General features: G+C 57.4%; 12 protein-coding genes, 1 tRNA gene and 1 pseudogene. 10 read left to right on the top strand and 4 right to left on the bottom strand.

What is annotated here, in order from left to right; genetic code table 11:
• Positions 1-25: 25 nt before the first annotated feature.
• The 7 genes from mgtE to WMP97_RS11310 all read left to right on the top strand — a co-directional run bounded on the left by mgtE (position 26) and on the right by WMP97_RS11310 (position 6,905).
• Positions 26-1,390: a magnesium transporter gene (mgtE, locus tag WMP97_RS11340; RefSeq protein WP_023020367.1), complete on the top strand. Its 1,365-nt coding sequence runs from the start codon at positions 26-28 to the stop codon at positions 1,388-1,390.
• A gap of 258 nt (positions 1,391-1,648) precedes the next feature.
• The gene (locus tag WMP97_RS11335) at positions 1,649-3,223 is read left to right on the top strand and encodes an SLC13 family permease (RefSeq protein WP_200288385.1); all 1,575 of its coding nucleotides are present in this window, start codon (positions 1,649-1,651) and stop codon (positions 3,221-3,223) included.
• 42 nt (positions 3,224-3,265) lie between these two features.
• Positions 3,266-4,339: a GTP-binding protein gene (locus WMP97_RS11330; protein WP_316330987.1), complete on the top strand. Its 1,074-nt coding sequence runs from the start codon at positions 3,266-3,268 to the stop codon at positions 4,337-4,339.
• A 120-nt stretch (positions 4,340-4,459) separates the two neighbouring features.
• A tRNA-Arg gene (locus WMP97_RS11325) sits at positions 4,460-4,532 on the top strand.
• Positions 4,533-4,593: 61 nt separating this feature from the next.
• The gene (locus tag WMP97_RS11320; RefSeq protein ID WP_086588618.1) at positions 4,594-4,785 is read left to right on the top strand and encodes a hypothetical protein; all 192 of its coding nucleotides are present in this window, start codon (positions 4,594-4,596) and stop codon (positions 4,783-4,785) included.
• Positions 4,786-4,953: 168 nt separating this feature from the next.
• Complete coding sequence (locus tag WMP97_RS11315; protein ID WP_301715862.1) at positions 4,954-5,877, top strand: DUF418 domain-containing protein; 924 nt, start codon at positions 4,954-4,956, stop codon at positions 5,875-5,877.
• A gap of 2 nt (positions 5,878-5,879) precedes the next feature.
• Positions 5,880-6,905 (top strand): trypsin-like serine protease, encoded by a 1,026-nt coding sequence (locus tag WMP97_RS11310; protein ID WP_301715861.1) that lies wholly within the window; start codon positions 5,880-5,882, stop codon positions 6,903-6,905.
• On the opposite strand, the gene WMP97_RS11305 is transcribed toward WMP97_RS11310, so the two are convergent.
• Positions 6,902-7,930, bottom strand: a complete 1,029-nt coding sequence (locus tag WMP97_RS11305) for a prephenate dehydrogenase (RefSeq protein WP_301715860.1) — start codon at positions 7,928-7,930, stop codon at positions 6,902-6,904. The genes WMP97_RS11310 and WMP97_RS11305 overlap by 4 nt on opposite strands.
• A 39-nt stretch (positions 7,931-7,969) precedes the next feature.
• Here WMP97_RS11305 and WMP97_RS11300 point away from each other — a divergent pair, with 39 nt between their 5' ends.
• From WMP97_RS11300 to WMP97_RS11290, 3 genes are read left to right on the top strand one after another with little or no spacing between them, the layout of a single operon-like run.
• The gene (locus tag WMP97_RS11300; protein ID WP_023020373.1) at positions 7,970-8,449 is read left to right on the top strand and encodes a tRNA adenosine deaminase-associated protein; all 480 of its coding nucleotides are present in this window, start codon (positions 7,970-7,972) and stop codon (positions 8,447-8,449) included.
• 25 nt (positions 8,450-8,474) lie between these two features.
• A complete protein-coding gene (locus WMP97_RS11295; protein WP_340440531.1) occupies positions 8,475-8,906 on the top strand; it encodes a nucleoside deaminase in 432 nt (143 codons plus the stop codon).
• Positions 8,907-8,958: 52 nt separating this feature from the next.
• Positions 8,959-9,159: a CsbD family protein gene (locus tag WMP97_RS11290; protein ID WP_239208484.1), complete on the top strand. Its 201-nt coding sequence runs from the start codon at positions 8,959-8,961 to the stop codon at positions 9,157-9,159.
• 343 nt (positions 9,160-9,502) lie between these two features.
• On the opposite strand, the gene WMP97_RS11285 is transcribed toward WMP97_RS11290, so the two are convergent.
• The 3 genes and pseudogenes from WMP97_RS11285 to WMP97_RS11275 form a co-directional block, all read right to left on the bottom strand.
• On the bottom strand, positions 9,503-10,096 hold the full coding sequence (locus WMP97_RS11285) for a recombinase family protein (RefSeq protein WP_239206278.1): 594 nt from the start codon (positions 10,094-10,096) through the stop codon (positions 9,503-9,505).
• Positions 10,096-10,353 (bottom strand): hypothetical protein, encoded by a 258-nt coding sequence (locus WMP97_RS11280; protein ID WP_340440525.1) that lies wholly within the window; start codon positions 10,351-10,353, stop codon positions 10,096-10,098. The genes WMP97_RS11285 and WMP97_RS11280 overlap by 1 nt, the downstream gene beginning before the upstream one ends.
• 536 nt (positions 10,354-10,889) lie before the next feature.
• Positions 10,890-11,478 (bottom strand): annotated as a pseudogene (locus WMP97_RS11275) (IS3 family transposase); the annotation flags it as partial.
• Between the last annotated feature and the right edge of the window lie 404 nt (positions 11,479-11,882).

Raw genomic sequence — 11,882 nt, 5'->3', positions numbered from 1 at the left:
CTGGGGCTGGAAAGGCGGGTAGGCCATGGCGGAGACCACCGAGCGGGCTAGCGATATTGTCGAGGCATGGCTCAAACAAGAAGACGCCATTGACCCCACCAAGGCCCCGCGCCTCCAGGAACTCCTGGAGAGGGTGCCCCTGCAGGAACTCATCGCCGTCGTCGAGCGGCAAAATGCCGTCCGGTCGGCCTTGGCCCTGCGCTTGCTGCCGCGCCAGAAATCAATCGTCGTCTTTGATGCCCTCGATGCAAAGCATCAGGCCGATATCATCGATGAGCTGGGCAATGCTGATGTCTATGAGTTCTTCGACGAGCTTGACCCGGAAGACCGCGTGGCTTTGCTGGATGAGCTGCCCGCGGAGATTGCGGACCGGCTGCTGCGCTCACTGACTCAATCCAAGCGCGATGTCACGGGCGTGGTGTTGGGCTATGTCAAGGGTTCGGTGGGGCGCCGAATGTCACCCGAGGTGCCTGGAATCCACCCGGACATGAGCGTTAGGGACGCGCTGTTTAAACTGCGGGAGACCGCACATGAGCTGGAAACTATCTACACCGTGCCCATTACCCGCGAGGATAGGCGTCTTGTGGGGGTGGTGAGCCTGCGCGAAATCTTCACCGCTGATGCCGCGCTGACCATGGCCGATATTATGCACGACCCCATTTTTGCCCGTGCTAGTGCTGATGCGGAAGAAACCGCGCGTTGGTTCCTCCCATTGGACATTCTTGCGCTGCCAATCGTGGATGATTCGCACCGCTTGGTTGGTCTGCTGACGTGGGACGATGCTACGGACATTGTGGAGGAAGAAGATAGCGAGGACTCCGCTCGTGCTGGCGGTACCGAGGCCCTTCAACAGCCGTACCTATCCACGCCTTTGCTCAAGCTGGTGCGCTCGCGCATCGTATGGCTGCTCGTGCTGGCAGTTTCTGCGCTGTTGACTGTGCAAGTATTGGACTCCTTTGAAGGCACGCTGGCCAAGGCCGTGGTTCTCTCACTATTTATCCCGCTGCTGACCGGCACCGGTGGCAATACCGGCAATCAGGCTGCCACCACTGTGACTCGTGCTTTGGCGCTGGGCGATGTCCGCACCCGCGACCTCGTTGCCGTTTTGTGGCGCGAGCTACGCGTCGGCATGTTGTTAGGCGCCGTGCTCGGCTTGGCGGGACTGGGCCTGGCTACGCTGGTCTATGGCATGAGCATCGGCTTGGTCATCGGTTCGACGCTGTTTTTGATTTGCTCGATTTCTGCGACCGTAGGCGGGCTGATGCCCATCGTGGCTAAGACCATCGGTGCCGATCCGGCGGTCTTTTCTAACCCGTTTATCTCTACCTTCTGTGATGCTACGGGCCTCATTATTTACTTCCTCATTGCTAAGACCGTCCTGGGCATTTAACCCATCCTTCATCGATCGGGGGTGGAGGAGTGGTGGAACCATTTCTGGTTTTAGGCAGGTGTGGTGTGTGCTATTCGGGGGTGCGGGGGTGGTTTATTGTGACGGGATATGGTTTCTGCGTCACATGTTTTGTATGGTCAGTGCATGCTTCGCAGTGAATTAGATAACTTTCTATTTGCTGTCTAGGCCAGCTAATAACCTGGGAAGTACGGAGCATATCCCTCAGCACAGTCCTCTCTTAGTGAAGGAGCGCGCGGTATGACCACCCCGCATACTCACGAATCCACCGCCCACACCGAAGGTGACGAAGCCCCTAAAGTCCCACGCGGCGAATGGCGCCGGCAGTTTATTGGCCTCTTCGCGGGCTTGGCATTGGCGGTACTTGTCTTCTTTATTTTCCCCTCCAATGCCATTGAGACAGTCCAAGGCTCCTCTGGCGCAGATCCGGAAGCCGAGTACACGCTTGGTGCCATCCGCGCTGTTGCAGCGGTGACGATCCTTATGGGCGTGTGGTGGATGACTGAAGCTATTCCGCTCGCTGCCACCGCGCTGCTTCCGTTGGTTATTTTCCCTCTAGCTGGCGTCGGATCAATCAAGGAAGTAGGCGCCCCGTATGCCTCCGCCACCATTTTCTTGTTCATGGGTGGCTTCCTCATCGCGCTGTCCCTGCAGCGCTGGAACCTGCACCGCCGCTTGGCCCTTTATGTGGTGAAGGTGATTGGTACCTCTCCCAAGCGCCTTATCTTGGGCTTTATGCTGGCCACCGGATTTTTGTCCATGTGGGTTTCTAATACGGCTACGGCCGTGGTCATGTTGCCTATTGGTACCTCGGTGCTCGCGCTGACCGCAGAGACCGTAGGTGGCTGGGAGAAGCAAAAGAAATTTGCCACGGCCCTCATGCTGGGCATTGCCTATTCCGCGTCCATTGGTTCGCTGGGCACGCTCATTGGCACCCCGCCGAATGCCTTCCTGAACGCGTATATGGCCGATACCTGGGGCGTTACCCTTGGCTTTGGTCGATGGATGGCGGTCGGTGTGCCGCTCGCCGTGATCTTCCTGCTGATTGCTTGGGCACTACTTATCACCATTTTCAAGCCAGAGATGAAGGATATTCCGGGCGGCCGTGAGCTTATCGACGATGAGATTAAGGCCCTCGGCCCTTGGACCCGCCCTCAGATTATGACCGGCATCATCTTTGTTCTGGCCGCCGCAGCGTGGGTAATCCTGCCGCTGGTGCTTAAGGAATTTGAGAACTATGACGATGCCATCGTGGGTATCGCTGCCGGCATCGTGCTCTTTATTCTTCCGGCGGATAATCAGCGTCGCACTCGACTGCTCGACTGGAAGACTGCCAATGAGATGCCGTGGGACGTTCTCTTGCTCTTCGGCGGCGGCCTGTCGCTGTCCTCGGTCTTTAATTCTTCCGGACTGTCCCTGTGGATTGGTGAGATGGCTAAGGGACTGAGCGTCCTCCCAGTTGTCCTTATCGTCGCCGCCGTAGCCGCACTGGTGCTCTTCCTGACTGAGATCACCTCTAATACCGCAACGGCTGCCACCTTCATTCCAATCATGGGCGGCGTTGCCGTGGGTGTTGGCCTGACCGCGGAGGGAGATATCAACGTCCTTCTGCTCACCATTCCGGTGGCGCTCGCGGCAACCTGTGCATTTATGCTCCCCGTGGCCACCCCGCCGAACGCCATTGCTTATGGCTCTGGCTACGTCAAGATTGGCGAGATGATCAAGGGCGGTCTCGGACTCAATATCATCGGCATCTTCCTTATTACCCTTACGGTGTACCTGCTGGCGGTGCCTATCTTCGGCCTCTCAATCTAGGTGACTTAGCCATTCCCTAATGAAAAACGTTATCATTAGGGAATGGCTACACCCGTTACCGTGCTGTCCGGATTTTTGGGCAGCGGAAAAACCACGCTTTTAAACCACCTGCTTGCTAACCGCGAGGGGCGCAAGCTGGCCGTCATTGTCAATGACTTCTCCGAGGTCAATATTGACGCCGCCCTCGTTGCCGGCGAGGGCCACCTTGAGCGCGGCGAGGATCGCTTTGTCGAGCTATCCAATGGCTGCATCTGCTGCACCTTGCGCGAGGATCTCATCGAATCCGTGGGCAAACTCGCCCGCTCCGGCCGCTTCGATCAGATTGTCATCGAATCCACCGGCATTTCCGAGCCTATGCCCGTTGCGGCCACCTTTGAGTGGGAGTTTGAGGATGGCACGACGCTTGCCGAAGCCGCGTCTATCGACACCATGGTTTCCCTCGTTGACGCCTCGACCTTCCTGACGCACTTACGCCGCGGCAAGAGTCTCGCGTCCCAGAACATCGAAGCCACGCCTGGCGACGACCGCACCGTGGCTGACCTCCTAGTGGACCAAGTTGAGTTTGCTGACCTTATCCTCATCACCAAGACTGATTTGGTTGATGCTGCCGAAACCGAACGGGTCATCGCTACCGTGCGCGCCATGAACCCCCGTGCCCGCGTCGTGATTGTTACCAACGGTGTCATCGACCCGCGACTCGTCCTCGATGCCCACTTGTATGACACAGCTACCGCTGCCGCCTATCACGGCTACGCCGAAGAACTGGCCAACCCACATACTCCCGAGACCGAGGAATATGGCATCTCCTCGGTGGTCTTTCGTGCGGATCGGCCCTTTAATCGCGAGCGCTTACTTGCCGCCCTGCGGGCCAGTACCGGTCTGGTGCGTTCCAAGGGTTATTGCTGGATCGATACCGATCTGCGCGTTGCGCACGCCTGGCAGCAAGCCGGCCCGAACCTCCAGATCATGCCCGCGTCCCTCTGGGCGGCCAATGGCGTGACCCCTGGTGCTGAAATTGTTCTCATCGGCATTGACTTCGACCACGAGGCCACCCTGCAAGCTTTCCGGGACGCCCTGCTTTCCGACGTCGAAGTTGCCGCCCTCATTCCTTCCTAAAGCCTTCCTGCTTCTCGTGGGTAAACACCAAGTGAACTGGGGATTTGGTAGTTTCCCAGACCGTGGGTATAGTTACTTCTCGTTGCACAGCAGAGCGCACGCACTGCTTACCAACGGTCTGCGCCCGTAGCTCAACGGATAGAGCATCTGACTACGGATCAGAAGGTTGGGGGTTCGAATCCCTCCGGGCGCACAAAATGAGCCGCCTTCGGGCGGCTTTTCTTGTATCTAATCTATTTCGCAGGTGCCCGTCTATGAAGTCTTCCTCATTGCTGCCGGGTCTCATTGCCGGCATTGTCCTTGGCCTCGCACTATGGCTCGGTTCTGGGAGCCTGTGGCTCCTTCTGGGCGGAGTTGTGCTTGGTCTAATATGCGCCCCGCTTCTCAAGCTTGCTGCTGATCCCTCTCGGTCGCGCAAATATCGCGATGATAACTTCCGCGATTAGGCGGATTTTCACTGCCGCAATAAGTCATATGTAACCCCTTTATAAAATGCAGGACACGTATAAAACGTTCACAGCAACCTCCCAGACAGACTTAGTAGAAAAAGAAAGTCTTTATTAATAAGGGGACTGCGGCAACGCGCTCCCCTCTGTCTTGAAGGAGAACGCCCGGTGTCCGCATCTTCGCGCATCGTTGGGCTTGATATAGCCCGCTCACTTGCCATTATTGGCATGGTAGTCCTGCACATGGCCTCCCTCGTGTGGCATACCAAAGTCATTCTCAACGGCCTGCCCGCCGCGCTTTTTGCCATTTTGGCGGGCATCACATTGATGATCATTGCCCGCAATTTCACGGTGACGACGCTTCTGCGCATCCTCGCCCGAGGCTGCATAATTACACTCATCGGCCTTGCTCTACTGCCCCTTGGAGGAGAGATTCAGGTCGTCCTAGTAGTAATTGGCATCACCATGATGTTGCTGTGCTGGGTTCCCCCGTTGCACTGGGCCTGGAAGCTAATCCTTTTCGCTGCGGCCACCGTAGCCGCGACCGTGAAATACGCTCCGCTGACCCTACCGCAGGTCTACCCACTGCTGGCCTATATCGCTTATTTCTTCGCCGGCATGCTGCTCTATGAAATCTATATTCGCAAGCAACGCGCAGCTGCGCAGTGGGCTTCCACTGCTATAGCCGGCATCGTTGCCGCTATCGGTTTTTACTTCCGCTTTACTACGGACATTCCTGGCTGGCTACGTTTTACCGGCCACACCGGTGTCGTGGGTGAGATCGTGCTGTCCATTGCCGTTGCTGCAGTCGTCCTACATCTCTGCCTGCTTGCTGGTCGAGCTGCGTCCAAGCTGGTCTATCCCTTTGCTGCGCTGGGTGCGATGTCGCTGAGCATCTACATCTTGCACGTGCTCACCGCCTACTACTGGCAAAGCCACATCGCCCTGCACAACACCGCCTGGGCCTGTGCCTTCATTGCCCTCTTCCTCGTTATCGCAACCCTGTGGCGCCGCCTGATAGGGAAGGGGCCGGCCGAATGGGCCGTCGCCAAAGCCATTGCCATCGCCGTTCCTGCCGGAAAGAAGGACTAATCATGCAGCACAAAATTTTCCCCGCCTTGCTCGCCGCCAGCATCGTGGCACTGACTGCCGCCCCGGCCACTGCTCTCGAACACGGCGATCCAGCTACGGACTCCCCGGAGGCCCAGACTGTCGCCCAACTCAAGATAGGACGCGTGGGTAGTTTCGGTGATTGTACCGGTACTCTCGTGGCCGCCCAATGGGTGCTCACCGCACGTCACTGCCTCGAGTCCGTGAATAACACGGGCACCCAGGCCCGCATCAACGGAACCACCTACGACACTGATTCCTGGGCACTGTCCCCGCTTTCCGACGCCGCCCTTCTCCACCTCACCGCCCCTGTCACCGATACAAAGCCCGCAGAGATTTCCACCCAAGTTCCGGAACCGGGCAAACGCGGCACACTCTACGGTTGGAGCAGTAGTTCTTCTATGGCGCGCCGCGGTCAGCTGCCCCAAGCGGAAATGGAAGTAGCCGAGCTCCTCGGCGGTAGCCCCGCCGAACCTGCTGGCGCGGACGCTGCCGCGAGCGCCGGTGCGGATGCCGATGGCGGAGAAAGCGTTCCCGCGGCCGAGGCCATGCCGGGACTTAAAATGCCGGAGGGTACAGAAAGCGTGCCAGCCAGCGAGGCGATGCCGGGTGGGGCGCCAGATGGCCCGATGCCACTCATTGAAAGCGCCATCCTCGACGTACACTCCACCGGCCGAGCCGGCATGCAGGGTGGTGACTCCGGCGGCCCCTTCTTTGTAGACGGTAAGCTCGCCGGACTCGCCACGGCGGGCACCGCGAACGGGGACCCAGACTTGCCTTCACCTAGTGCGGCTATTACCACGCTGGCCGGCACCAAGGAGTGGATCGAGGGAGTAGTGAGCGGACGCGATAAGGAAGCGATTCTCACCGCGGAAACCACTCCCGAACCGCCGAAAACCCCGCAGACCAGCGCCGACCACGCTTGGTTTTATGCCGGAATAGCAGTGCTAGGTCTTATTGCCGCCGCGGTAGTATCCCGGATTCCTGGCCTGCGGGGTCGCAAGCGCTAGAAAATCTCGATGCGCCCGCCCAGGGACTCGGACTGGCGCAGCTGCGCCACCCAGTTCGGGCCGCCTGGGTGCAGGCGCAGCACCGGGCGGGAAGAAATCTTGATCGGGGAAACCGATTCCTTGCGCGCGCCAGAACGGGCATCGATACGGGTGCGGGCGCGATAACCGGCGTCGGAAAGCTCGGCGATGGAAGGCTCGGGGGAGTCGAGCTTCTCGCGGGCGTCGCGAAGCAAATCCAAGGCCTCGTCCAAAGCCTCCACCAACGCCGGGGCATTGGTTTCGCACATCTGCTGCACTAGCTCCGGGTGCGTACCGGCCACGCGCGTGGCGTCCTTGAAGGAACCGGCAGACAGGGACTGCGCCAAGATTCCGCCGTTATCGCCCACCACGGCGAGAATTTCGGCGAAGACATGCGGCAGGTGGGAAATGCGCGCCACCGCAGCATCGTGGTTAGCTACGCGAATAGGAACCGCCTCCGCGTGCACCATCTGCGTCATGCGTACAACCTCGGTAAAGGTCTCAATCCACTGCTTAGGAATCTTTTCCCCACGCGCCTCGCACTCTGCGGCATAGTCATAAGTAATGCCCCACGCCGCACGGCGGAAGAGGTCCCGCTGGGAGTTATCCCAACCGGACTTGGAGGTGCCCGCCATCGGGTGGCCGCCCACATAGCGCGATTCCATGCCGCGTTCGAGGACCTGCTGGCGTACCGCGGTCTTCACGGAAACCACATCTGTAATGCCGCAGCTAGGCGCGTGCTCCTGGATGGCATCGAGGACCTCGCCCACTGCGGTCATGGGAACAGCAATCACAATGAGCGCGTTTTCCGCTTCCGCGCGGGTCAAAATAGCGGGAAGATCATCGGTGACGTCAAAGCCCTGCTTTACTGCAGTGCGGGCGCCAGAAGTGGAGTGGTTATATCCAAAAACGGGGTGTTTATATCCGGCTAGATCGCGCAGCAATGAGCCGCCGATGAGGCCGAGACCGATTATGCAGATGGGGCGTTGAACATCTTGAGAACTCACGGTGACAATTGTGGCACAACACGACTAATCTCACGAGGTATGAGCAACGAAAATTACTCCTTCGCGGTAACCGTCGCCCGCACTGCGGGCCAGTGGCTGGTGCGCAGCTTCAACGATGACTTCGAGGATCCGCAGACCTCCATTAATGCGGTGCGCAGCCTGCGCTCTGAGGGCGCTGCGTTCGCGCTGCTGTGTGTGGAGGATGCCTATTTCATTGCCGTGCGCCCCGTGCCGGGCGGGGTGAAGATGCTCATTTCGGATGCCACCTATGGCGTTGATGATGACTTTGCGGCCGATTTCATGGATATCAACGACCATGAAATCCCGGATGTGGACCCTGAAGAGGCCGACCCTTATGGTGAGGGCGATTTCGATATCTTCGCCGATCTCGGCCTATCCGAGGATCAGGTGGGCTACATCATCGACAATGACGAAGACTGGCCTTCTGATATGTTGCTGCGCATCGCCGGCGAGCTCGGCTTCGGCGATGAACTGGAAGACGTCATTGATAACGCCTGAGCCCCTCCTGCGCGCAGAGGCCCGCATGCGCCGCGCCCTGGACGTCGCCAAGTGCACCCCGGCAGGCGATGTGCCGGTGGGTGCGGTGCTTTTTGATGCCGCCGGAAAAGAACTCGCCACCGGAGTAAACCGTCGCGAGCAACGCGCCGATCCCACAGCCCACGCCGAGGTAGAGGCCATCCGGCAAGCAGTGCGCGTCTATGGAGACGGTCTGCGCCTTTCCGGCTGCGAGCTTGTCGTCACCTTGGAGCCTTGCGCCATGTGCGCCGGAGCCTTGCAGGCGGCGCGTGTGGGTTCGGTAGTCTTCGGCGCTTTTGAACCCAAGACCGGCGCGTGCGGCTCGCTAATCGATGTCCTTCGTGCCCCCACTGCGCCCTTTACCCCGCAGGTTCGCGGCGGCGTTCTTGAAGAAGAGTGCGCCGCGTTGCTCAGAAACTTTTTCGACGACCTGCGTTGAAAGTGCGTACACTGGTGCCCATACATTATCCGTCTAATCCAAAGGAGTGATTATGGGCGATTTGGAAAACAAGAAGGACGGCCTCGTAGGCAAGGCAAAGGAAGCCTACGGCGAAGCTACCGACAACAAGGACGTAGCTAACGAGGGCAAGGCCGACCAGGTCACCTCCGAGGCTAAGGACAAGCTGTCCGACGCTGCCGACGGCATCAAGGACAAGGCCAACAAGGTTATCGGCGGCCTGAAGGACGACTAATCCTCGTCCGTATTCCTGCATATCGCTGCGCTGGCACCCCGCTGGCGCAGCGATATTTTGATCAACACTACTTTCACGTCACACAACGCGGTGGCGTGTCCGAGCGGAAGAAGATAATCGCCTGCGAAAGCAACCATTGGCCAGGTCCCAACTGTGGTGCCATAATCACATCGCCAATTCCAGCTTTCTCGGAACCGGCGTCGGGTTTGAGCGGAAAGCAGCAGGTAGAACTACATATGGACAGACATATGGTAAAGCGTATGTCTTACCATATGCCTACACATATGTCCTGCCATACGGCACATACTGTGGGGAGTATATTCACCCGCACGCCCCGCCGTATCTAGGCGTTTTTCAACGCCCGATACACCGTAGGTCGGGTAACTCCGAATTCCCGCGCCAAGGCTGTTTTCGACTCCCCCGCCAATGCACGCCGCTTAATCTCCGCTACCTGTTGCGGGCTAAGCGCGGGTTTGCGGCCTTTGTACTTGCCGGCCTTTTTCGCCAACGCAATCCCCTCCGCCTGCCGCTCGCGGATAATGGCCCGCTCAAACTCCGCAAACGAACCTAAAATGCCCAGCATTAAATCCGCGCGCGGATCCGTGGTGTCTTTCGCAAACGCGAGATTCTCATGCAAGAAAGTAACAGTCACACCTTTGCCGGTGAGTTCATCAACAATACCGCGCAGATCTGTCAGAGAGCGAGCGAGACGATCAATCGATGACACGACGAGTTCGTCACCATCGCGCACATACGCCATACACTCGACAAGCCCAGGGCGGGCAGTCTTAGTGCGGCCGGAAATCTTATCTTCAAAGAACCGATCGATCCTGCCGGAAGCATTGAGTAGTTCTTTCTGGCGCTGATTATTCTGCTCCACCGTCGAAACACGGATATAGCCCACCCGCTGCCCACGCGAACCAGAGCTTTTGGCCATTAGTCTTCGCCCCGCGAGGGCGTAAAGGCAGCATTCTCCTGGGCGATGACCGCATCACGATACGACTCGATTGCGTCCGTAAGGGCGTACAGCTGAATGCCGTCGAGAGCATCAGCGTCAGCAAGCAAGGATTGCACAATCCTGCCCAACGCCTGCTGCCCCGACGAGAGTCCACCATGCAGATCTTTCACCCGCGCCAACGCGGGCACAGAGTCAATATGACTTTCAATATGGAAACCATCAGACGACAACACCACACTCACCACTTTCTGTAAACATAAGGCCTAGACCCTGCTAGACATGTGTAAAACAATTCTAGGAACGGCCCTATTTTACAGCAAACATTCCGCCGCAGGCACGTGTAACAATAGGGTGTACTCTATTGTCTAGGAGTGGTGCCCTTTATTTTGGGAGATTGCTTTTTAAGTGCTCTACGTAGGGGCAACAGTTCTGGAAGAAGAAGCTAGTCTTGAATCTTTCCTTGGTGAAACTGATTGAAGACGCTACCGGCGTAATCTTCGTCGAGTTCGTATTTCTGATCAGGAACTGTGAATGAGTTTCCTATGAGCTCTGGGAAGGTTATTGTTTGTTCTTCTCGGTCTCCGTTGGCAAAATGTTTTAGGGTTGTGTTGGGGTTCAATATGTTGAACAATCCAGTACGCAACGTCGTAAAAGGTTCGACTTTCGGGGCTATTCTCGGTGATTACTGGATTTAAATCGTTGGTAATGAGTTCTGTGGCTTGCCTTAAAAGCTTTCTATCCTTGGCGTTGGAGTAGCAGATATCGCCTTTCGGAGAGGCTCAGAGAGCTTGTAGACGAGGTTGTGGTTGACCCACCCAGCCCTTGTTGCGCAAGTCCAGCAGCAGTTGCCGGTAGCCGTAGCGATGCTTGTTGGCCTCGAAGCTTTCTAGGATTGCTTGCTTTACCGCGGCATGCTTATCCGGCTTACCGAGTCGCTTTTGGTGGGAGAAGAATGTCGCCCGTGGCATACCGTCTGCCGCGAGGAGATACTCCAAGCGGTGTTGCGACTTGAGGATGACGATCGCCTGGCCTTTCAGGCGCGTCCCCGATTTCTCAAGTTCCGCAATTTTTTAGGTAGACATTCTCGGCCCGCAACCGTTCGTTTTCGCGACGCAGTTTGTCTTCTTCAGTAAGCATCTTCGGCTTAGCTGAACCTTTAGGCCTGCCCTTCGACTTCGGCCTTAACGCGTCATCGTCGCCTTTGCGCCATTTTCGTAACCAATATTCGACCACTTGGTCCGACGACGGGCCAAGCTCACGGGCAAGAATCATCTTTGACTCGCTGGTGAGATGTCGTTGGACAACTTCCTTTTGACCTCGAAGGAGTACTGCTGCTTTGAAGGCTTTTCCACAAGGCACAGCTTGCCATGTAACAAGAACTGACGAAACAAAGCACGAACTGGATCAACACCAACACCAACATGATGAGCTGCAGCTCGGTGACCAAAACCCTTCTCAAAAGGGCCACTAAGTCTTCCTGTTGTCCTGCAGACAACCGTGCGCGCATACAACTGCTCCCCACTAGTAGGTAACTGATTTCTCAGTCCGACTAATGGGGATCAGTTCAATTTAGAGGGGGAACTTTTGGTTTCCGTTTGCATCTTAGTTTGGGGAATTAATTATAGAGGGTACCCCCTTACCGCCGATAGCGTCGTCGACTTTATTGAAAGCAAATAAGCGGGTGAGGGGGCGGAATCAAGCGGTGGATGCGCCACGCTTGAATAGTTCGTTAAGTATTTCACGTGGGGTTGCGCCGCCGAGGATT

This window comes from Corynebacterium sp. KPL4072, from assembly GCF_037908395.1.
In the GTDB taxonomy this organism is placed as follows: domain Bacteria; phylum Actinomycetota; class Actinomycetes; order Mycobacteriales; family Mycobacteriaceae; genus Corynebacterium; species Corynebacterium kefirresidentii.
This window is presented reverse-complemented; position numbering and strand designations above follow the sequence as displayed.

Bases quoted from the DNA above. Each gene is read 5' to 3' on its own strand.
- mgtE (WP_023020367.1), top strand. From the start codon at position 26: ATGGCGGAGACCACCGAGCGGGCTAGCGATATTGTCGAGGCATGGCTC.
- WMP97_RS11335 (WP_200288385.1), top strand. From the start codon at position 1,649: ATGACCACCCCGCATACTCACGAATCCACCGCCCACACCGAAGGTGAC.
- WMP97_RS11330 (WP_316330987.1), top strand. From the start codon at position 3,266: ATGGCTACACCCGTTACCGTGCTGTCCGGATTTTTGGGCAGCGGAAAA.
- WMP97_RS11320 (WP_086588618.1), top strand. From the start codon at position 4,594: ATGAAGTCTTCCTCATTGCTGCCGGGTCTCATTGCCGGCATTGTCCTT.
- WMP97_RS11310 (WP_301715861.1), top strand. From the start codon at position 5,880: ATGCAGCACAAAATTTTCCCCGCCTTGCTCGCCGCCAGCATCGTGGCA.
- WMP97_RS11300 (WP_023020373.1), top strand. From the start codon at position 7,970: ATGAGCAACGAAAATTACTCCTTCGCGGTAACCGTCGCCCGCACTGCG.
- WMP97_RS11295 (WP_340440531.1), top strand. From the start codon at position 8,475: ATGCGCCGCGCCCTGGACGTCGCCAAGTGCACCCCGGCAGGCGATGTG.
- WMP97_RS11290 (WP_239208484.1), top strand. From the start codon at position 8,959: ATGGGCGATTTGGAAAACAAGAAGGACGGCCTCGTAGGCAAGGCAAAG.
- WMP97_RS11285 (WP_239206278.1), bottom strand. From the start codon at position 10,096: ATGGCCAAAAGCTCTGGTTCGCGTGGGCAGCGGGTGGGCTATATCCGT.